Source organism: Nostoc cycadae WK-1, from assembly GCF_002897135.1.
Classification (GTDB): Bacteria; Cyanobacteriota; Cyanobacteriia; order Cyanobacteriales; family Nostocaceae; genus Nostoc_B.
Genome location: NZ_DF978425.1, coordinates 80,182 through 100,779 on the forward strand (window position 1 = coordinate 80,182; position 20,598 = coordinate 100,779).

Genomic DNA, 20,598 nt, shown 5'->3' on the forward strand with positions numbered 1-20,598 from the left:
GCGTCGAAAAAATGCAACACATCAAATTCCCACAACTACCCATTACTATTCTCGCCTTCTGTGTTGCGGCTGTTGCCGGAATGAAAACATCTGAGGCAGCCTCTTTTTCTGTGATTGCAGATGGTCTGAATAATACCAGAGGTTTGAGTTTTGGCAGTGATGGCAGTTTGTATGTCACAGAGGCCGGAACAGGAGGAAACGGAGCTTGTGTGCCACCTGTGAGTGGTCAAGGCGGTGCTTTGTGCTATGGCACAAGTGGTAGAGTTCTCAAAATTGAGAATGGCCAGGCAAAACCTGTACTTACAGGCTTACCTTCCATAGCCTTAGCTGATGGTACAGGAGCCGGTGGAGTGCGGGACATCCAATTTGATAGCGCAGGTAAACCCTATATTTTAGTAGGATATGGGGCTGATCCAACCTTCCGCGATCGCAATCTGGGCAACACTGTACTGGGAAAAATCATTACCCCGGATTTTCAACGTAATTCCTGGACAACTGTTGCTGATTTAGCTAACTATGAACTCGTCAATAACCCCGATAGAGGCGATATTAATAGCAATCCTTTAGGTTTTTTCATCGATGGCGATCGCATAGTTACCGTTGATGCAGGTGCTAACGATTTACTCAGTGTCAAGACTGATGGTAGTAACTTACAAGCACTCACAGTATTTCCCCAAGATATATTCACCAACCCAGTTTTTCCACCCACAGGCACACCATCTAACGAACCAGGTCAAGTACCCACTCCCACAGAACCACCACCAGGACAAATTGCTATTCAAGCAGTACCTTCAAGTGTCGTTAAAGGTCTTGATGGTGCTTACTACGTCAGCCAATTCACTGGGTTTCCCTTTCCTGAAGGTGGAGCCAAAATCTATCGAGTGGGTACTGATGGTAAAACCACAGTTTATGCAGATGGCTTTACTCAAATCACAGACTTAGAGTTTGATACTGCGGGTAATTTGTATGCCTTGCAGTATGCCAATCAGTCAGCATGGAAAGGTAATTTTGCTGGTTCTCTCATCAAAATTGCTGCTGATGGCACTCGCACAACGATTCTCAGTGGCAAAGGTTTGGAGTCACCCAATGGTTTAACTATTGGCTCTGATGGTGCATTTTACATCAGTAACCAAAGCGATCGCCCCGGACAAGGACAAATCATCAGAGTTGAGAATCCCCAATCTATTCCTGAACCAACTTCTGTTTTTAGCTTATTAACGTTTAGCGTTCTGGGCATTAGTTGGTTACGGAAGCGCAAACCCAGTAGTAGTAACTCCCTGGAATGACCACAAATTTTCCAACTTTACTAATACACAACTTACAACAAATGAAACTCAAACATCTAACTATTACACTTGTTACTCTTGGTATTACCATCGTTGCTGGCACAAAAGCAGCCGAAGCAGCTAGTTTCAAAGTTATAGCTGACGGTCTAAATAACCCCCGAAATTTAGACTTTGATCGTGAAGGCAATCTTTATGTAACTGAAAGCGGTTTTGGCGGTAATGGCCAAGACGGAAGATGTATCCCATCTCCAAGCGCCGCATACATTCCTTTGTGTGCTGGTCAAAATGGTTCCTTAGTTAAAATTGCCAAAGACGGCACTAGAACAAATATCATCTCTGGTCTAACTTCTATTGCATTATCACCTTCTGGAGAACAAGCCGCAGGCCCCGCAGATTTCAAATTTGATTCTAGAGGTAACGCTTATCTATTGACAGGTCTGGCGGGTGATCCGAATAAACGGGACACCGTATTAAGGTCGCCTGACCTTGGCAAATTATATAAAGTAGACTTAAACACTGGTGGACTCACCACTCTTGCCGATTTTGCCGCCTACGAAGCCAGTAATAATCCTGATGGTACAGATTTAATTTCTAACCCCTATGCTTTTGCTATTAAGGGTAATAATGCTTTTGTTGTTGATGGCGGTGGAAATACCCTCTATTCTGTAGGACTTGATGGCAGTGGAATTCAGAATGTAACTGCATTACCACCGAAACTCATATCACCAGATAGCCTGGAATTTCCTATGCTTCCTGGAGGCGCAGTAGACCCAACAGGAGGCGCACCATTACCACCAGGTTATACAAGTGGTTCTAACGGTTTACCAGTATCTAATCAATCCGTACCTACAGGAATTGCTGTTGCTCCTGATGGCAGTTTAACAATTAGCGAATATACATATTTCCCTTATCCTGAAGGCGAAGCTCGGCTATTTTCAGTTAATCCTGATAATTTAGAAATTCAAACTCTAGCTGATGGTTTTACGCAGTTAACTGGTGTTACCTACGACCCAGAAGGCAACTTATATGCCTTGCAACACATCAATGTTTCTGAATGGAAAGCCATTCAACAGGGCGGGATTATCACTGGTGATATTAGCGGTTCTGTCATCAAAATAGGTACTGATGGGACTCGCTCAACCATTTGGAGTGGTGATGGCTTAGAAGCAGCTTCTGGAATAACTTATGGCCCTGATGGTAATTTATATATTTCTAACCGCGCTAGGCTGGCAGGTTCAGGACAAGTTATTAGGATTAATCCTCGTTCAGAGCAAGTTCCCGAACCCGCTACTATCGCTGGGACACTGATAGCTGCGGCTTTTGGTAAAGCGGCAATGGCGAAAAAGCGTAAACGTGAAGCCTTAGCTGAAGCAGAAATGGTCTAATTCTTTAACTAACAGAATGGACTGCTGCCTCACTGCGAAAGTTGTTAAATGCACAGGTGGCAGCAGCCCAAATTTTAACTTTCCCAAACGGGGTCTGGGAACAACATTTATCTAGGAAAGAGTATACCTCATCAACCAGAACTGTAAAACTTATGGGATTAGTAAAACATTTGGCGATCGCTGTTGTCAGTACCGGATTTATGGTGTTAGCAACATCTGCTCAAGCTTTGTCTTTAAGTTTAAAATACGAACGTAGTATTGGTAGTCCTGGCTTTGCGCCTGGGCAACTGTTTGTGCCTCAAGGCATTACCGTAGATAGCGCCGGCAATACCCTAGTTAGTAACGGTCGCGGTCTTAACCCAGATGGTAGTTTTAACCCAAATATCGGTAACAAAGTCGAAGTATTCAACCCTCAAGGTGAGTACATTGGCGCAATTGGTAGAGGTGGTACAGGGCCAGGAGAATTCGACGAACCATCAGCTTTAGAAATATCTCCCCAAACTGGGAACCTGTATGTAGGGGATGTTTTTAACAACCGTGTTAATGTCTACGATCCTCAAGGTAACTTTATCAATTCCTTTGGTTCATTTGGCGGCCTCATCCCTGGTAGAGCTTTCTTTGGCCCTTCTGGTGTAACATTTGACCAACAAGGTAATGTGTATATAGGTGATTTTAGCGGCGATAAAATTAATAAATACACGCCGGACGGTCAACTTCTTGCTTCCATTGGTACCTCTGGTACTGCACCTGGGCAGTTTCAAGGGCCAGCAGGTGTCAGAATTTCCCCAGTGAGTGGGAATTTCTATGTGAGTGACCAGTTTAACAACCGAGTTCAGGTACTCAATCCCGCAGGCGACCCAATTTTAACATTTGGCACACAAGGCACTGGGCTAGGACAGTTTAATCAGCCAATTGGCATTGAAGTAGACGAGTTTGAGAATATCTATGTAGCTGATTCTATCAACAGCCGCGTCCAGGTATTTGATAAAAACGGTAACTTCTTAACTGCATTTGGTGAACCAGCCCTTGATGCGTCTGGCGGAATTGTACCGCCTCCTCAATTGGGAGAACCACCTTTTGGCGACCCTCTCGATTTAACACCCGGTAGATTTAACTGGACAGGTGGCACAGCATATAAAGATGGCAAACTCTATGTCGGCGACTTCTTCCAAGGTCGTGTGCAAGTGTTAAAAGTTGAAGGTAGAAACGAAGTACCAGAGCCAAGCTCAATGTTAGGTATAGGAATATTTGGCATGGGGATTGCTGCTGCTAAATGGCGGAAAAATAGACAACAAAAATCAGCCATCAGTTAAAAAGGTTCTATTTGAAAATCGGGAGTTAGGATTTGGGAATAAAGCTATTAATTTCCCATTCCTAATCCCTAATATTTAGGTGTAGATTATGTCTGCTGTAATTGATTACAAAATAACTAATATTAATGAATTATTAAATCACTGGGTAACACAACAAGTTACTCAAGAAGCTGTTATTTGGCTAAATGAAACTACAGAGAAAATAAATAGCGGTGCTAATACGCGAGTATTTTTTAGTGCTTTTAGTAGAGTGCCTCGTTATACAGGCAAACATCAACTGAAATTAACTTCTCAAGATTTAAATCATGCTTCAGCAATAAGAACAGGCTGGTTTCCTAGCCATTGGAGTGTTGATCAAACGGCGCGTACACTACTAGTATTAACTCTGGCACAAGCTGATTCTGAGAATTATTTATCTGCTTTAGAACAAGTATTTATAACCGCTGATGTTCGGGAACTGGTAACACTTTATCAAGCCTTACCTTTATTACCTTACGCAGAAAAATTACAAAAGCGTGCGGCGGAAGGAATTCGTAGCAATATGACCGCAGTATTTAATGCTGTGGCTTTATGTAATCCTTATCCAGCCGAATATTTTGATAATTTGGTATGGAATCAGATGGTGTTGAAAGCGTTATTTGTGGGTAGTTCTTTGCAGTTAATTCAAGGTTTGGATTTACGTGCTAATGCTGAATTGGCAAGGATGTTAATTGATTATGCTGACGAACGTCGGAGTGCTAACCGATCAGTTTCGGCAGAAATTTGGCCGTTAGTTGAAAAATTTATTGATTTAGAAGATTTGCAAAATCAGATGCCTACTAAGTTTTCACAAAAATATCTATGAATATTAGTAATATGATGTTTATCGACCCCCATATTCACATGAGTTCGCGCACAACTGATGATTATCAGCAGATGCGGAAATCGGGAATTGTAGCAGTAATTGAACCAGCTTTCTGGTTGGGACAACCGCGGACTAATGTTGGTTCATTTCAAGATTATTTCAGCAGCTTAGTTGGTTGGGAAAGATTTCGGGCTTCACAGTTTGGGATTAAACATTACTGCACAATTGGCTTGAACTCTAAAGAAGCTAACAACGAAGCTTTAGCAGAGCAAGTCATGGAATTATTACCACTGTATGCTTGCAAAGAAGGTGTAGTTGCCATTGGCGAAATTGGTTATGACGATATAACACCCGCCGAAGACAAATATTTTCGCCTCCAGCTAGAACTTGCCAAAGAACTAGATATGTTGGTGATGATTCATACACCCCACCGTGATAAAAAGGCAGGGACAAGCCGCAGTATGGATGTCTGCATTGAACACGGCTTAAAACCATCCCAGGTAATTGTTGATCATAACAACGAAGAAACAGTAGCGGAAGTTTTAGACAGAGGCTTTTGGGCAGCATTCACAATTTATCCTCATACCAAAATGGGGAATGCCCGGATGGTAGAAATTGTCAGGCAATATGGGAGCAATAACATCATTGTTGATAGCAGTGCTGATTGGGGAGTAAGCGACCCTCTAGCTGTTCCTAAAACTGCTTTACTCATGCTAGAACGAGGGATTCCCGCCGCAGATGTGCAGAAAGTTTGTTACCAAAATGCCCTCGCTGCTTACAGCCAAAGCGGTCAAATGCAGGAATCTGACTGGCTAAACCTTTCACCCATCGACCAACGACAAACATTCAGCGATAATTCCGTCCTCCGAGGGCAAGAACCACTGGTAGAGTCGCGCCAGGAATACGCACTGATTGAATAAACCTCTCTGCGCCTTTGAACGAGTCAAAATATGAACACCGCCACCTTTCAATCTCAAGGCTTCTGGGCATATCTGCAATTACTCCGACCTGCCAATATTATCACCGCCTGGGCAGATATTATGGCTGGTTTTGCGGCTTCTGGGTATTTTGCCGAAGCAAATCTGACACCACTGCTATGGTTAATTTTAGCGACCACTGGCTTATACGGTGGCGGTATCGTATTTAATGATGTGTTTGATGCCGAATTAGATGCCGAAGAACGTCCAGAAAGGCCAATCCCCAGTAATAGAGCTTCGCGTACAGGTGCAACTTTACTAGGAAGTGTGTTGTTGATGGTGGGTGTAGTGGCGGCGGTGCAAGTTTCGTGGTTAAGTGGGATATTTGCGATCGCGATCGCCACTGCGGCATTATTATATGATGCGATCGCCAAACATCACCCAATTCTCGGCCCAATCAATATGGGGCTTTGCCGAGGTGGTAATTTATTACTGGGGGTGAGTGTTGTCCCCGCAGCCTTAGAAAATTACTGGTTTTTAGCGCTAATTACCATAGTTTATATAGCAGCAATTACTATTCTCAGTCGCGGTGAAGTACATGGTGCAAAACACAGTACGGGTATCATCGCACTATTGCTAATAGTTGCAGTTATTGTTGGACTTCTGGGATTAGGATGGCTGACAGACTATCAAGTTATAACTGCATTTCCATTCTTAATATTATTAGGTATTCGAGTACTATTGCCTTTTATTCAAGCCGTACGTCAACCTACTCCAGAACAAATTCGGGTTGCAGTAAAAGCTGGTGTGTTGTCATTAATTATTTTAGATACGACCGTGGCTGCTGGTTTTGCAGGCTTATCCTACGGTTTATTAGTTTTGAGTCTTCTGCCAATTTCTATGATATTAGCCAAAATACTTGCTGTGACTTAACACAATCAGTCTCAATGTATGAATTTTTGAAAATTGGAGACTAACAAATGGTTTTGCAATCCTCACTTAACCCAAGGTTAGCATCAATCAAAGATGTCAAAGCTAAACAAATTACTATCATTGGTGGACGTGGTAGGATGGGCAAGTTATTTCGAGAACAACTTTTGTCCGTAGGCCATAAAGTAAATGTTCTTGAACAAGAAGATTGGGATGATGCAGACAAACTGCTCAATAATGCAGATGTAGTATTAATAAGTGTGCCGATAAAATATACAGTTGATATTATTGGGCGTGCGGCTAAATACTTATCGCCTAAGACAGCTTTATGTGACATCACAAGTATTAAAACTCAGCCAACAGAAGCAATGCTGAAACACCATACTGGCCCTGTAATGGGATTACACCCCATGTTTGGGCCAAGTGTCAAATCTTTTTGTTCCCAAAAAATAGTAGTCTGTCCTGGGCGTAATCATGAATCATTTCAATGGTTGTTAGATTTTTTGCAAAATCAAGGCGCAGAATTAATTACTTATAGCCCAGAAGAACACGATCGCATGATGGTATATATTCAAGCAACACAGCATTTTTGTAGACTTAGCCTTGGCATTTTTTTAGCTCAGTCTAACATTGACTTAGAGCAGAGCTTATCAATTTCATCTCCTAGCTTTTGTCAAGAAATTGAAATTTTACAACGGTTATTTTGCCAAAATCCTAATCTGTGTGTTGATATTATGTTAGCCACCGATGAAAGATGCCAAGCGATTAATTCTTTAGCGAATACTTATAGCCGATTGGCGAAATTGGTAGAGCAAAAGGATAGAGAAGGTTTAATTCGAGAGTTTGAAAAGACTCAAAATTTTTTTAAACAATAAATCAATTAAAATTACAAGAAACTATGTTAGTTAATGTTGAAAAAGAAACTAAATTATTTGGACAATCTATTCGACAAAATATTAGAGTAACTTTTAACTATGAAGTCCACTTTACTCATAATATTTTCAATTTAAAAAATCCTACATTAGCACAGGCGATCGCAGCTGATGACGAAAAGAAACCCAAGAAAATAGTAGCGTTAGTAGATGCCGGTTTATTAGAATTCTGTCCAGATTTATTATCGCAGTTAACTAACTATACAAAGTTTTATGCAGAGGTACTAACATTAGCTGTTGAGCCAATGCTAATTCCTGGGGGAGAGGCTGCGAAGAATGAACCAAAATTATTAGAACAAATCCACCAACTAATTGAAGCCGCAGGGTTATGTCGTCATTCTTACTTATTAGGAATTGGTGGTGGTGCAGTATTAGATTTGGTAGGCTATGCAGCTGCGACAGCCCATCGAGGAATTCGCCTGATTCGGATTCCAACAACAGTGTTAGCGCAGAATGATTCTGGTATAGGTGTAAAAAACGGTATCAACGCCTTTGGTAAAAAGAACTTTTTGGGTACATTCGCACCACCTTATGCAGTCATTAATGATTTAGACTTCTTGACTACATTATGCGATCGCGATTGGCGTTCTGGAATTGCCGAAGCCGTAAAAGTAGCGTTAATTAAAGATGCTCACTTCTTTGATTTTATCCATGATCACACCACAGCCCTAGCTCACCGTGACATGGACAGTATGCAACAACTTATTTATCGTTGCGCCCAGTTACACCTAGAACATATAGCCAAAGCTGGCGATCCTTTTGAAATGGGTTCATCTCGTCCTCTAGATTTTGGACATTGGGCTGCTCATAAACTAGAACAATTGACAGACTATAGATTACGACATGGCGAAGCCGTAGCAATTGGTATTGCTTTAGATAGTACTTATTCTTACCTCCTAGGAATACTATCTCATAGAGAGTGGCAACGAATATTAAAGACACTTGCAGAACTGGGGTTCACCTTATATGTACCTGAACTAGCCCAACAATCATCACATATAGAAAATTCCCATTGTTTATTCCGAGGTTTAACCGAATTTCAAGAACATTTAGGTGGGGAATTAACCCTGACCCTGCTACAAAAAATTGGTAAAGGAATCGAAATTCACGAAGTAGATTTGTCTTTTTACAAACAAGCAATATCCCTACTGCATGAGTTTGAAAAACGAAAGCAGACACTGGTTACAACAAACCGAGGTGAAAGATGAAAATAGGAACTGATAAAAACTTTCACTTAACTTATTGCACCAATATTCATCCTGGTGAAGAGTGGGAAAAAGTCTTTGCTAATCTCCAACAATATCTGCCAACATTAAAAGCAAAATTAGCACCGGATAAACCATTTGGTATTGGCTTACGTTTAGCAGCCGTCGCAGCTAGAGAATTACTCCAAAAAAATACTTTGTCTCAATTTCAGTCATGGTTAACTGCACAAAACTTATACGTATTTACTTTAAATGGTTTTCCCTACGGACAATTTCATCGGCAAATAGTCAAAGACCAAGTTTATGCACCAGATTGGTCAAAGCAAGAACGTTTAAACTACACCTTACAACTCACACAAATTCTTGCTGAATTATTACCACCAGATATAGAAGGGAGCATTTCTACATTACCTTTATCTTACAAACCCTGGTTCAAAGGAAATCGATTTGCTCAGACTTCAGTCATGGAAAGTGCTAGTTTCCAAATAGCACAGCTAGTAGAGCAAATGGTACGCATTCGGGCTGAACAGGGAAAACTCTTACACTTGGGTTTAGAACCAGAACCGGATGGTTTAATTGAAAATGCAGCCGAAGTAGTTGATTACTTCCAAAAGTATTTACTACCAATTGGTGGAGATTATTTAACCAAACAATTAGGAATTTTACAAGAAACTGCCGAAAAATACATACTAAACCATGTAAGAGTTTGTTACGACACTTGTCATTTTGCTGTAGAGTACGAAAATCCCATCTCAGTTTTACAACAATTCCAATCTGAGGGAATTCAAATCAGCAAAATCCAGATTAGCGCAGCGTTGCAAGTCAACATACCTAAAGATGCACAACAACGCCACTTAATATTAGAAAAGTTGCGACCTTTCGCCGAATCAACATATTTACATCAAGTAATTGCGCGTACACAAAATAATAGATTAATTCACTACTCAGATTTAGAAACCGCCTTACCAAACCTAGAAAACACTATTGATGAAGAATGGCGGATACACTTTCACGTTCCGATTTTTGTGCGTGATTATCAACTATTACAATCTACGCAAGACGATATTGTAAATGTACTAAATATGCTGCAAGATAATCAATTCTGCAACCATTTAGAAATAGAAACCTATACCTGGGAAGTCTTACCCGATGAAATCAAACTAGACTTACCAGCATCAATTCAACGGGAATATGAATGGGTTATCACAAATTTATTAACAAAACAATTAGTTCATAGTTAAATATTTTTTTTGCTTCCTTTGCGGTTATTATGCAAAAAACAGTCGTTCTCAATGTAGTTGGATTAACACCCAACTTGATAGGCAAGCATACACCCTTCCTCTCTCGTTGGAAATCATCTGGAAAAGCCGTAACAATAGAACCCGTTTTACCTGCTGTCACCTGTACAGCACAAGCAACTTACCTCACAGGTAAATCACCTGATGAACATGGAATTGTTGCTAATGGTTGGTACTTTCGAGACGAATGTGAAATTAAATTTTGGCGACAGTCAAACAAACTAGTTCAGGCTCCGAAAGTGTGGGATATTGCTAAACAAATCGACCCCAACTTTACCTGCGCTAACTTATTTTGGTGGTACAATATGTACTCCTCAGCAGATTATGCTGTTACCCCACGCCCGATGTATCCGGCTGATGGTCGGAAAATACCTGATATTTATACTCAACCAGAAAACTTGCGATCGCAACTCCAATCTCAATTAGGTCAATTTCCTCTATTTAACTTTTGGGGGCCTAATACATCAATTCGTGCTACTCAATGGATTGCAGACTCAGCCAAATTTGTTGAAGAACGTCACAATCCAACACTAACACTCGTTTACTTACCTCATCTAGACTACTGTTTGCAAAAATACGGAACTGATACAAACAAAATAGCCAAAGATTTACAAGAAATTGATGCAGTTTGCAGCGATTTGATTCAATACTACGAAAATCGAGGCGCACAAGTCATTGTCCTATCAGAATACGGAATTACATCAGTATCTAAACCTATACATCTCAATCGTATATTGCGAGAAAACGGCTTATTAACAGTACGAGAAGAACTCGGACGAGAACTGCTAGATGCGGGTGCGAGTAAAGCCTTTGCAGTTGCAGACCATCAACTTGCTCATGTATATGTTGATGATCCATCTTATATACTGAAAGTGCGATCGCTACTCGAAGAAATTGATGGAGTCGCACAAGTTCTAGACGAAACTGAAAAGCCAGCTTACCATCTCAACCATTCTCGCTCAGGAGAGTTAATTGCAGTAGCACAACCAGATGCTTGGTTTACCTATTATTATTGGTTGGATGATCATCGCGCTCCTGATTTTGCCAGAACTGTAGATATTCACCGCAAACCTGGTTACGACCCTGTAGAACTTTTCATAGACCCACAAATCAAATTACCGCAAGCCAAAATTGCGCTGAAACTTTTACAGAAAAAACTAGGCTTTCGTTATTTGATGGATGTTATTGCTTTAGACGCTGATTTAGTTAAAGGTTCACACGGTTGTCTTCCGCCTTCTCCAGATGAAGGGCCGTTATTGATTAGCCAACAAACTAATTTACTTGATTCTTCATCTATACAAGCTAGTAGCGTTTGTCAGTTAATTCTTGAGCATTTAACTAAAAAATAAATACTTATCTTTTGATAGAACCAACGAATAAAAATATCTGCCTAAAGATTCTTGAATCAGATTTCAAAACTATCATTTTGTATTCATCAAAACAAAATGATATTAATCACAAATAAAATGTTATCTTATGCGAAAAATTATTCATTCATTAGCCAGTTTATTTTGAGTAGGCTAAATAAAGAATCTTAGGCTTTTCTATCTACCAAATATCTGACAGAGACATCAATAGATATTCTAGTTTCATAATTTTCTTATCGTTCCAAGTTAGTTCTTAAAATTCTAAGTAATTTATTTATGATTAGTGAATCCCATTCCTACACAACTCTGGATAACGTGCGCGTCTCTCGCGCAATTACAGAAGTCAAGATGGACACGGCCATTGAAGAAATCTTGTTCTACCTCAATTCTCAGCGCGGAGGCTTGTTAACTAGCAGCTACGAATATCCAGGAAGATATAAGCGATGGGCAATAGGATTCATTAATCCACCATTAGAATTAACTACACGAGAAAATACTTTTACTCTGACAGCATTAAACGATCGCGGTAAAATTCTATTAGCTTTACTGTTTGAGCGTTTGTCTCAAGTACAACAACTTCATCACATAACTAAAAACCAAAACCGCATCACTGGATTAGTTAAACCTACAGAACAATGTTTTACAGAAGAAGAACGCAGTAAACAACCTTCAACGTTTACAGTTATCCGCGAAATTCTGCATACATTTTATAGCCCAGAAGATGAACATTTAGGATTGTATGGTGCATTTGGTTACGACTTAGTATTTCAGTTTGAACCAATTTCTCAATGTTTAGAACGTCCTACAGATCAGCGAGATTTAGTTCTATATTTACCTGACGAATTGATAGTAGTTGACTACTATCAACAACAAGCATTTCGCATAGAGTATGACTTTATCACAGCCTATGGCAGCACTTATAATTTGCCGCGCACAGGTGAATCTGTTGATTATCGAGGTCAACGCTTAACTCCTACACAAAATGCTGACCATAAAATTGGTGAATATGCCAAGCAAGTTGAATTCGCCCTTGATTATTTCCGTCGGGGTGATTTATTTGAAGTAGTTCCCAGCCAGAACTTTTTCACAGCTTGCGAAGAACAACCAAGCAACCTGTTTGAAACTCTCAAAAAAATTAATCCCAGTCCTTACGGCTTTATTTTTAATCTTGGTGGTGAATACCTTATCGGTGCATCGCCAGAAATGTTTGTCCGTGTGGAAGGTCGGCGTGTAGAAACTTGTCCGATCAGTGGCACAATTACCAGGGGACAAGATGCTTTAGATGATGCTATACAAATTCGCTCCTTACTCAACTCTCCCAAAGATGAAGCGGAGTTGACTATGTGTACTGACGTAGACCGCAATGACAAGTCCCGCATCTGCGAACCCGGTTCAGTACGAGTTATAGGTCGTCGTCAGATTGAATTGTATAGCCACCTCATCCATACAGTAGATCATGTTGAAGGTATCTTGCGCCCAGAGTTTGATGCCCTAGATGCTTTCTTAAGTCACACTTGGGCTGTGACAGTTACCGGCGCACCTAAACGAGCAGCAATTCAATTTATCGAACAGCACGAACGCAGCGCCCGACGTTGGTATGGTGGTGCGGTTGGATATCTGAATTTCAACGGTAATTTAAACACCGGATTAATTCTCCGAACCATCCGCTTGCAAGACTCAATAGCTGAGGTACGAGTTGGTGCAACGCTTTTGTATGATTCTGTACCACAAGCAGAAGAACAAGAAACCATTACCAAAGGTGCGGCTTTATTTGAAACAATTCGTCGTGCTAAACAAAAAGATGAAAAAATTGACGAGTGCATTACTACAAACTTGAGCAAATGCGTTCCGAATGTTGAACCTGGTAAACACATCTTACTCATTGATTACGAAGACTCATTTGTTCACACACTTGCTAATTACATTCGTTCTACAGGTGCAAGCGTTACCACACTCCGTCATGGTTTCCCGGAAGCACTGTTTGATACAGAACGCCCAGATTTAGTTGTCTTATCTCCTGGCCCTGGTAGACCAAGTGATTTTAAAGTTCCAGAGACTGTTGCAGCTTGCGTCCGTCGGCAGATACCTCTGTTTGGTGTGTGTCTGGGATTGCAAGGTATCGTAGAGGCTTTTGGCGGAGAACTGGGAGTGCTTAACTATCCCCAACATGGAAAATCCTCACGAGTTTTCGTCACTGCGTCTGATTCTGTAATGTTCCAAGGTTTACCGGAATCTTTTACTGTTGGGAGATACCATTCATTGTTTGCCCTACCGCAACGTTTACCAAAAGAAATCAGAGTAACGGCGATTTCTGAAGACGAAGTCATCATGGGTATTGAACATCAGACATTGCCCATTGCCGCGGTACAGTTTCATCCAGAATCAATCATGACTTTAGCTGGAGAAGTTGGTCTGGCAATGATTAAAAATGTAGTGCGGACATATACGCAAACAAAAGAGTCAATAGTCATTTAATTATTACTAAATCCGGCGATTAATTTACCTCACGCAAAGGCGCAAAGGCGCAAAGAAGATTTATGACTAAACAAGTTGTTTCGCCTCGACATATCCTTGAAGAAATTGTTTGGCATAAACAGCAAGAAGTCGCACAAATGCAGCAGGAATTGCCTTTAACTGCTGTACAAAATCAGTTAAGTGCTGCGCCGCCTGTGCGAGATTTCTTGAAAGCCTTACAGGAAAATTCTTATCATCCTAGTTTAATTGCCGAAGTCAAAAAGGCATCACCAAGCCGTGGGATTATTAGAGCAGATTTTGACCCAGTAGCGATCGCCCAATCATATCAAAATAGTGGTGCGGCTTGTCTATCGGTTCTCACGGATGAAAAGTTTTTTCAAAGTAGTTTTAATAACCTGCGGTTAGTGCGATCACAAGTTACATTACCTCTACTATGCAAAGAGTTCATCATTGACCCTTATCAAATTTATCTAGCACGGACAGCAGGTGCAGATGCAGTCTTATTAATTGCCGCCATCTTATCAGACCAAGAACTGCAAAGCTTTTTACAAATCATTCATGACTTGGGTATGACGGCTTTAGTAGAAGTCCATACCTTGGCTGAACTAGATCGAGTTTTACAACTAGATAACCTACGTTTAGTTGGAATTAACAACCGTAACCTCGAAGATTTTACAGTTGATTTAAAAATAACACAGCAGCTTTTATCACAGCGACAGCAACAATTAAAAAACTTAGATGTTACCGTTGTCAGTGAGTCGGGAATTTCTACACCTGCTGATTTATCTTTTGTCGCTGAAGTTGGTGCTAGAGCCGTTTTGGTTGGTGAATCTTTGGTTAAACAAAGCGATGTAGAACAAGCTGTACAAATTTTATTAGGAAAAACTCACCAATTTTATAGCAGGGAACAGGCTTGAAAGTCTATTTTTGCCCTTGTTTTATATGTCTTAATCTAAGAGGATGTTTGAAAAGTTGTGAAAGATACTAAAACCCCACTTCCATTCCTCTCCCCTGCGAGGAGAGAGGCTTTTAAACCCCCATTCCCTCGTAGGGAAGGGGGGCTAGGGGGGCTAGGGGGGTTAGGTTCTTAAGACTTTGATATTAACAATAATACTTTTCAAACAACCTCTAACTGGCAACTGCTATAAATCAACTCTTTGCAGAAGTTGGGTCAAGGGGAAAGATAAAGAACTAATTCTTTCCTTTCTCCCTTAACCTTTTCTTGCAAAAATTACGAATTACGAACTACAAATTACGAATTACTATGACTACTATCTCTAATAACTTTAAATCTTTACGCCAAAGGCAACAATGCGCCTTAATTCCCTTTATCACAGCTGGCGACCCAGATTTAGAAACGACTGCCGATGCTTTACGCATTTTAGATCGCAATGGTGCTGACTTTATCGAGTTGGGTATTCCTTATTCTGACCCCTTAGCAGATGGGCCTGTAATTCAAGCCGCAGCTACTCGCGCTTTGAATAAAGGAACTAAATTAGAGCAGGTGCTAGAGATGTTGAGAGATGTAATTCCTAGTTTAAAAGCACCCATTATTTTATTTACTTACTACAATCCAATTTTGCATCGGGGTATTAAGTCGTTTTTAGCCTTAATTGCTGACGTTGGAGTACGTGGTTTAGTAGTACCAGACTTACCCTTAGAAGAAGCAGCAGAATTAATTCAAACTGCCGCATCTTTTGGCATTGAGGTGATTTTACTCGTAGCTCCTACTAGTTCTCAAGATAGGATTGATGCGATCGCTCGTCAATCTCAAGGATTTATCTATCTTGTCAGTGTCACAGGCGTTACCGGAATGCGGTCTCAAATCCAAAACCGCGTACAACACTTACTCACCGACTTACGCAGCGTTACCGATAAACCTATCGGTGTTGGTTTTGGCATCTCAGCACCAGAACAAGCACTTCAAGTTAAAGAATGGGGTGCAGATGCAGTTATCGTCGGTAGCGCCTTTGTCAAACGCCTCGCAGAAGGTAGTCCAACCCAAGGACTACAAGCAGTAGAACAACTGTGTAAAGAACTCAAATCAGCAATATCTATACAACCTGCTAGTTTGGCTAAGTAAATCTCTGCGCTCCTCTGCGTTTACCTTCGCGCCCCTTTGCGTCAGACAAAACCTTTGAAAGAATTAAGAGGATTTTAGACTGTGGTCAGCACTCCAGATATTAATAATACATTTGCACAACCTGATTCTTTAGGCAGATTTGGCAAGTTTGGCGGTAAGTATGTACCCGAAACTTTAATGCCTGCTTTAAGTGAGTTGGAAGCAGCTATTGAAAAGTATCGTCATGATGCTAAATTCCAAACTGAATTACAAAATTTACTACGCGACTATGTAGGAAGACCTAGCCCGTTGTATTTCGCGGAACGTTTGACGGCACACTACGCTAGACCTGATGGCACTGGGGCGCAAATCTATTTAAAACGAGAAGATTTAAATCATACAGGCGCTCACAAAATTAATAACGCTTTGGCTCAGGTATTGTTAGCCAAACGCATGAATAAACAGCGAATTATTGCTGAGACAGGTGCAGGTCAGCATGGTGTAGCAACGGCAACTGTATGTGCGCGGTTTGGCTTGGAATGTGTCATATATATGGGCATCCATGATATGGAACGGCAAGCCCTGAATGTGTTCCGGATGAAGTTGATGGGGGCGGAAGTGCGGCCTGTGGAAGCGGGTACTGGCACTCTCAAAGATGCTACTTCGGAAGCTATTCGAGATTGGGTAACGAATGTTGAAACCACCCATTATATTTTAGGTTCTGTAGCTGGCCCTCATCCTTATCCGATGTTGGTGCGTGATTTTCATGCCATTATTGGTAAAGAAACTCGCGTACAGGCTCAAGAGAAATGGGGCGGACTACCAGATATTCTTTTGGCTTGCGTGGGTGGTGGTTCCAATGCGATCGGATTGTTTCATGAGTTTGTCAATGAACCTTCTGTGCGTTTTATTGGTGTAGAAGCAGCAGGCGAAGGTGTGAATACAGACAAACACGCTGCAACCCTCACATTAGGTAGGGTGGGAGTTCTGCACGGTGCGATGAGCTACATCTTACAAGATGATGATGGTCAAGTTATTGAAGCTCATTCAATTAGTGCTGGATTAGACTATCCCGGTGTTGGGCCTGAGCATAGTTATTTGAAGGATCTTGGTCGTGCTGAATATTACAGCGTGACTGATCAGCAAGCCTTAGAAGCATTCCAACGACTTTCGCAACTAGAAGGAATTATTCCAGCGTTAGAAACTTCTCATGCGATCGCCTATTTAGAAACTCTCTGTCCACAGTTAGATGGCAGCCCCCGCATTGTTATCAACTGCTCTGGTAGAGGTGATAAGGATGTTCAAACTGTCGCTAAAATCCTGAATCATTAATTATGGTAGCTATAATTCAAACCCCATCTGTTCCAGCCATTTCTACCTCTTCTGATTGGCCAGGTATATTGCAACAGTTGCTTAAACGGCAATCACTTACAGTTAACCAAGCTACAGATTTAATGCACGGTTGGCTAACAGATGCTATTCCCCCAGTTTTATCAGGCGCAATCTTAGCAGCAATTCAAACTAAAGGTATCTCCGCCGAAGAACTAGTAGGCATGGCTAGTGTCTTACAATCTCAATCTTCTTCTCTAACTCCTAACTCCCAACTCTCCACTCCCCTAATTGATACCTGTGGCACTGGTGGAGATGGTGCTTCTACTTTTAACATCTCTACAGCGGTGGCTTTTGTTGCCGCAGCCGCAGGGGTAAAGGTTGCCAAGCATGGTAATCGTTCTGCCTCTAGCAAAGCTGGTTCTGCTGATGTTTTGGAAGCTTTGGGGATAAATCTCAACGCCAGCCCAGAGAAGGTACAAGCGGCAGTTAGTGAAGTTGGTATCACTTTCTTATTTGCTGCTGGCTGGCATCCAGCGCTCAAAGCGGTTGCTGATTTACGTAAAACTCTCAAAGTGCGGACTATTTTTAACTTGCTTGGGCCTTTGGTAAATCCGATGCGACCAACCGGGCAAATTATTGGTGTGAACGACCCACTGTTAATTGAAGAAATCGCCCAAGCCTTATCCCAACTGGGATGTAGACAAGCGATCGCACTCCACGGCAGAGAAAGATTAGACGAAGCAGGTTTGGCAGATGTGACTGATTTGGCTGTGCTGCAAGCAGGAAAAGTCCACTGTCTGACTCTCAATCCGCAAGAACTTGGTATAAGTCATGCACCGACCGAAGCATTGCGCGGTGGCGATGTCCAAGAAAATGCAGAAATCTTAAAGGCTGTCCTCCAAGGAAAAGGCACTCCAGCACAACAGGATGTAGTCGCTTTAAATACAGCCTTGGCCTTGCAAGTTGGTGAAGCAATTGCAGGCACAACAGACATTTTAGAAGGTTGCGTCAAAGGTATTGCATTAGCTAAAGAAGTTCTGCAAAGTGGCGCTGCTTGGACAAAGTTGGAACAACTTGCTGAATTTTTGCACTAATTAAGGAAAACGAAAATGATTGTAGTCCTAAAAAACGGTACACCCACTGACGAAATTACTCGCATTAGCGAAGGTTTGAGAGACAGTTGGGGAGTCACAGTTGAAAAAAGTGTCGGCGAACATAAAGTCATCTTGGGGATGATTGGCGATACTTCTACTCTTGATCGGATGCAAATCCAAGAGTTTAGCCCTTGGATTGAGCAAGTATTGCGTGTGGAAAAACCTTTTAAGCGGGTAAGTCGAGAATTCCGCTATGGAGAAGCCAGCGAAGTTGTTATACCCACGCCTAACGGTGATGTCTATATTGGCGAGCAACATCCAATAGTAGTGGTAGCTGGGCCTTGTTCTGTTGAGAATGAGGAGATGATTGTTGAAACAGCAAAGCGGGTAAAGACTGCTGGAGCCAAGTTTTTGCGTGGTGGAGCTTACAAACCCCGTACTTCACCTTATGCTTTCCAAGGATATGGAGAGAGTGCTTTAGATTTGTTGGCAGCAGCGCGGGAAGCAACAGGTTTAGGCATCATTACAGAACTTATGGATGCTGCTGATTTACCAGCATTATCAAAAGTGGCTGATGTTATCCAAATAGGTGCGCGAAATATGCAAAACTTCGCGTTGCTCAAAAAAGTAGGCGCACAAGATAAACCAGTTCTGCTCAAGCGAGGAATGTCTGCCACAATTGATGAGTGGTTGATGGCAGCAGAATATATCCTCGCAGCAGGAAATCCGAATGTAATTCTTTGTGAGCGAGGTATTAGAACCTTTGATAGTAAATATGCCCGCAATACTTTAGATTTATCTGTCATTCCCGTGTTGCGATCGCTTACTCATTTACCCATCATGATTGATCCAAGTCATGGTACAGGTAAATCTGAATATGTACCTTCTATGGCCTTTGCTGCGATCGCCGCAGGTACTGATGCTTTAATGATTGAAGTTCACCCTAATCCAGCTAGAGCGCTATCTGATGGCCCACAATCTCTAACGCCTGATGGATTTGACCGTTTAGCACATGAAATGTCAGTCATTGGTAAAGTTGTTGGACGTTGGTCTGTACCAGCTTTACTTGCGACTGTTTAATCTGACTTTCATGCCTAAAACAGGATCATTTTCATCAATAATTGGCGCATGATATAGCAATCCTTTTTGATTTCTGAAAATCGCTCTTGCTCAAATCCCTGGCTTCTTACACCATTTCACGAAAAAAATGATACAAATTCATCGGTTTTCCATTCTTTCCCCTTGCCCCCTGCACCTCTGCGGTCTATTTGTATCAAAATTAAAGTGAAACAGTATTAGAGGTTGTTTGAAAAGTATTTTTTGTAACATCAAAGCCTTGGAAACCTACATCTGTCAGCTTTCCAAGGGGAGAATTTTTCTTAAGTCCCCCTTCAAAAGGGGGATTTAGGGGGATCAGATGATTTGTGTGTACACGGTAGCCCCAAAGCGGAGAGAGGTTTTTGGTATACTTTACGACTTTTCAAACATCCTCTTATGAGGAAATCAGACTGATTCATTTCACTAATTTCTAGTCGCGTCAAGAAGAAACGTGTTCCGAGATGAATTTTATGAGTTCATCTAATATTTATGCAAAGTCTAAGACTTTATCTAAATTTAAGTGTTTTTTCTCTAAAAGTCCGAAAAACCCTAAGTTAAGTTTGAAGCTGATAGTAATCAAACTTTAGGACTGATTATGAACAGCTTTTATCAGACAAAAAATAAGTCTTTTTCGCTAATTTTAGCTACAGCTTCACTACTAGCTGGAATTGTCGGCATATCTTCATCTGCGAGTGCTGCACAATTAGAAGCTACTCCAGTTTCAGCAGTTAATAGTCAAATGATTGCCAAAGCAACTTCTTGTCCTCGCTATGCAGGTGGAGGAACGTTAGAAGCTTATTTTGAAACTGCTAATTTTCATATATATATTTGTAACAAAAATAGAAAAATGTATTATACGGGGATTTCTAAGTCAACTGGTAAAGGTATCAGTTCTCTCCGTGCTTACTCTGAAGAAGGTACAGGATATGTGGCGACCAATAACAACTATGAATATATAGTCAATGGTGCCAACCTTGAAATTGTCAAAAATGGTCGGGTTATTCAAACAGAGCGCGTAATTAGATATGTAAGTGGATACTAAAATTAAAGATGCAATTTT

General features: G+C 41.2%; 17 protein-coding genes. All 17 read left to right on the forward strand.

The window, feature by feature from the left end; genetic code table 11:
* The first annotated feature begins 11 nt into the window (after positions 1-11).
* On the forward strand, positions 12-1,286 hold the full coding sequence (locus NCWK1_RS08500) for a ScyD/ScyE family protein (RefSeq protein WP_187308090.1): 1,275 nt from the start codon (positions 12-14) through the stop codon (positions 1,284-1,286).
* Complete coding sequence (locus NCWK1_RS08505) at positions 1,283-2,671, forward strand: ScyD/ScyE family protein (protein WP_245894860.1); 1,389 nt, start codon at positions 1,283-1,285, stop codon at positions 2,669-2,671. Before NCWK1_RS08500 ends, NCWK1_RS08505 begins: the two co-directional genes overlap by 4 nt.
* 152 nt (positions 2,672-2,823) lie before the next feature.
* On the forward strand, positions 2,824-3,984 hold the full coding sequence (scyF, locus tag NCWK1_RS08510; protein WP_103124561.1) for a scytonemin biosynthesis PEP-CTERM protein ScyF: 1,161 nt from the start codon (positions 2,824-2,826) through the stop codon (positions 3,982-3,984).
* Positions 3,985-4,072: 88 nt separating this feature from the next.
* Complete coding sequence (locus NCWK1_RS08515) at positions 4,073-4,828, forward strand: EboA family metabolite traffic protein (protein ID WP_096579501.1); 756 nt, start codon at positions 4,073-4,075, stop codon at positions 4,826-4,828.
* Positions 4,825-5,748: a TatD family hydrolase gene (locus NCWK1_RS08520; RefSeq protein WP_245894861.1), complete on the forward strand. Its 924-nt coding sequence runs from the start codon at positions 4,825-4,827 to the stop codon at positions 5,746-5,748. The genes NCWK1_RS08515 and NCWK1_RS08520 overlap by 4 nt, the downstream gene beginning before the upstream one ends.
* A 30-nt stretch (positions 5,749-5,778) precedes the next feature.
* Complete coding sequence (eboC, locus tag NCWK1_RS08525; protein ID WP_103124410.1) at positions 5,779-6,678, forward strand: UbiA-like protein EboC; 900 nt, start codon at positions 5,779-5,781, stop codon at positions 6,676-6,678.
* Positions 6,679-6,725: 47 nt separating this feature from the next.
* Entirely contained in the window at positions 6,726-7,550 is an 825-nt protein-coding gene (tyrA, locus tag NCWK1_RS08530) for a bifunctional chorismate mutase/prephenate dehydrogenase (protein ID WP_103124411.1), read from the forward strand.
* A 23-nt stretch (positions 7,551-7,573) separates the two neighbouring features.
* The gene (locus tag NCWK1_RS08535) at positions 7,574-8,815 is read left to right on the forward strand and encodes a 3-dehydroquinate synthase (RefSeq protein WP_103124412.1); all 1,242 of its coding nucleotides are present in this window, start codon (positions 7,574-7,576) and stop codon (positions 8,813-8,815) included.
* The gene (eboE, locus tag NCWK1_RS08540; RefSeq protein ID WP_103124413.1) at positions 8,812-10,053 is read left to right on the forward strand and encodes a metabolite traffic protein EboE; all 1,242 of its coding nucleotides are present in this window, start codon (positions 8,812-8,814) and stop codon (positions 10,051-10,053) included. Before NCWK1_RS08535 ends, eboE begins: the two co-directional genes overlap by 4 nt.
* A gap of 29 nt (positions 10,054-10,082) precedes the next feature.
* Positions 10,083-11,459, forward strand: a complete 1,377-nt coding sequence (locus tag NCWK1_RS08545) for an alkaline phosphatase family protein (protein WP_103124414.1) — start codon at positions 10,083-10,085, stop codon at positions 11,457-11,459.
* A 294-nt stretch (positions 11,460-11,753) separates the two neighbouring features.
* A complete protein-coding gene (locus NCWK1_RS08550; RefSeq protein WP_103124415.1) occupies positions 11,754-13,952 on the forward strand; it encodes an anthranilate synthase in 2,199 nt (732 codons plus the stop codon).
* Positions 13,953-14,014: 62 nt separating this feature from the next.
* Positions 14,015-14,869, forward strand: coding sequence for an indole-3-glycerol phosphate synthase TrpC (gene trpC / locus NCWK1_RS08555; RefSeq protein WP_103124416.1), 855 nt, complete (start codon positions 14,015-14,017; stop codon positions 14,867-14,869).
* A gap of 347 nt (positions 14,870-15,216) precedes the next feature.
* On the forward strand, positions 15,217-16,035 hold the full coding sequence (gene trpA, locus NCWK1_RS08560; RefSeq protein ID WP_103124417.1) for a tryptophan synthase subunit alpha: 819 nt from the start codon (positions 15,217-15,219) through the stop codon (positions 16,033-16,035).
* 81 nt (positions 16,036-16,116) lie between these two features.
* Positions 16,117-17,346 carry a tryptophan synthase subunit beta gene (gene trpB / locus NCWK1_RS08565; RefSeq protein WP_103124418.1) on the forward strand — a complete coding sequence of 410 codons (1,230 nt, stop codon included), beginning with the start codon at positions 16,117-16,119 and terminating at the stop codon, positions 17,344-17,346.
* 2 nt (positions 17,347-17,348) lie between these two features.
* Positions 17,349-18,440: an anthranilate phosphoribosyltransferase gene (gene trpD / locus NCWK1_RS08570; RefSeq protein WP_103124419.1), complete on the forward strand. Its 1,092-nt coding sequence runs from the start codon at positions 17,349-17,351 to the stop codon at positions 18,438-18,440.
* Between the two features lie 15 nt (positions 18,441-18,455).
* Complete coding sequence (gene aroF / locus NCWK1_RS08575; protein ID WP_103124420.1) at positions 18,456-19,520, forward strand: 3-deoxy-7-phosphoheptulonate synthase; 1,065 nt, start codon at positions 18,456-18,458, stop codon at positions 19,518-19,520.
* Positions 19,521-20,133: 613 nt separating this feature from the next.
* Positions 20,134-20,580, forward strand: a complete 447-nt coding sequence (locus tag NCWK1_RS08580) for a hypothetical protein (protein ID WP_103124421.1) — start codon at positions 20,134-20,136, stop codon at positions 20,578-20,580.
* Positions 20,581-20,598: the final 18 nt, after the last annotated feature.

What these genes read in the sequence shown, in the direction of transcription:
- NCWK1_RS08500 (WP_187308090.1), top strand. Translation starts at nt 12, where the DNA reads ATGCAACACATCAAATTCCCACAACTACCCATTACTATTCTCGCCTTC.
- NCWK1_RS08505 (WP_245894860.1), top strand. Translation starts at nt 1,283, where the DNA reads ATGACCACAAATTTTCCAACTTTACTAATACACAACTTACAACAAATG.
- scyF (WP_103124561.1), top strand. Translation starts at nt 2,824, where the DNA reads ATGGGATTAGTAAAACATTTGGCGATCGCTGTTGTCAGTACCGGATTT.
- NCWK1_RS08515 (WP_096579501.1), top strand. Translation starts at nt 4,073, where the DNA reads ATGTCTGCTGTAATTGATTACAAAATAACTAATATTAATGAATTATTA.
- NCWK1_RS08520 (WP_245894861.1), top strand. Translation starts at nt 4,825, where the DNA reads ATGAATATTAGTAATATGATGTTTATCGACCCCCATATTCACATGAGT.
- eboC (WP_103124410.1), top strand. Translation starts at nt 5,779, where the DNA reads ATGAACACCGCCACCTTTCAATCTCAAGGCTTCTGGGCATATCTGCAA.
- tyrA (WP_103124411.1), top strand. Translation starts at nt 6,726, where the DNA reads ATGGTTTTGCAATCCTCACTTAACCCAAGGTTAGCATCAATCAAAGAT.
- NCWK1_RS08535 (WP_103124412.1), top strand. Translation starts at nt 7,574, where the DNA reads ATGTTAGTTAATGTTGAAAAAGAAACTAAATTATTTGGACAATCTATT.
- eboE (WP_103124413.1), top strand. Translation starts at nt 8,812, where the DNA reads ATGAAAATAGGAACTGATAAAAACTTTCACTTAACTTATTGCACCAAT.
- NCWK1_RS08545 (WP_103124414.1), top strand. Translation starts at nt 10,083, where the DNA reads ATGCAAAAAACAGTCGTTCTCAATGTAGTTGGATTAACACCCAACTTG.
- NCWK1_RS08550 (WP_103124415.1), top strand. Translation starts at nt 11,754, where the DNA reads ATGATTAGTGAATCCCATTCCTACACAACTCTGGATAACGTGCGCGTC.
- trpC (WP_103124416.1), top strand. Translation starts at nt 14,015, where the DNA reads ATGACTAAACAAGTTGTTTCGCCTCGACATATCCTTGAAGAAATTGTT.
- trpA (WP_103124417.1), top strand. Translation starts at nt 15,217, where the DNA reads ATGACTACTATCTCTAATAACTTTAAATCTTTACGCCAAAGGCAACAA.
- trpD (WP_103124419.1), top strand. Translation starts at nt 17,349, where the DNA reads ATGGTAGCTATAATTCAAACCCCATCTGTTCCAGCCATTTCTACCTCT.
- aroF (WP_103124420.1), top strand. Translation starts at nt 18,456, where the DNA reads ATGATTGTAGTCCTAAAAAACGGTACACCCACTGACGAAATTACTCGC.
- NCWK1_RS08580 (WP_103124421.1), top strand. Translation starts at nt 20,134, where the DNA reads ATGAACAGCTTTTATCAGACAAAAAATAAGTCTTTTTCGCTAATTTTA.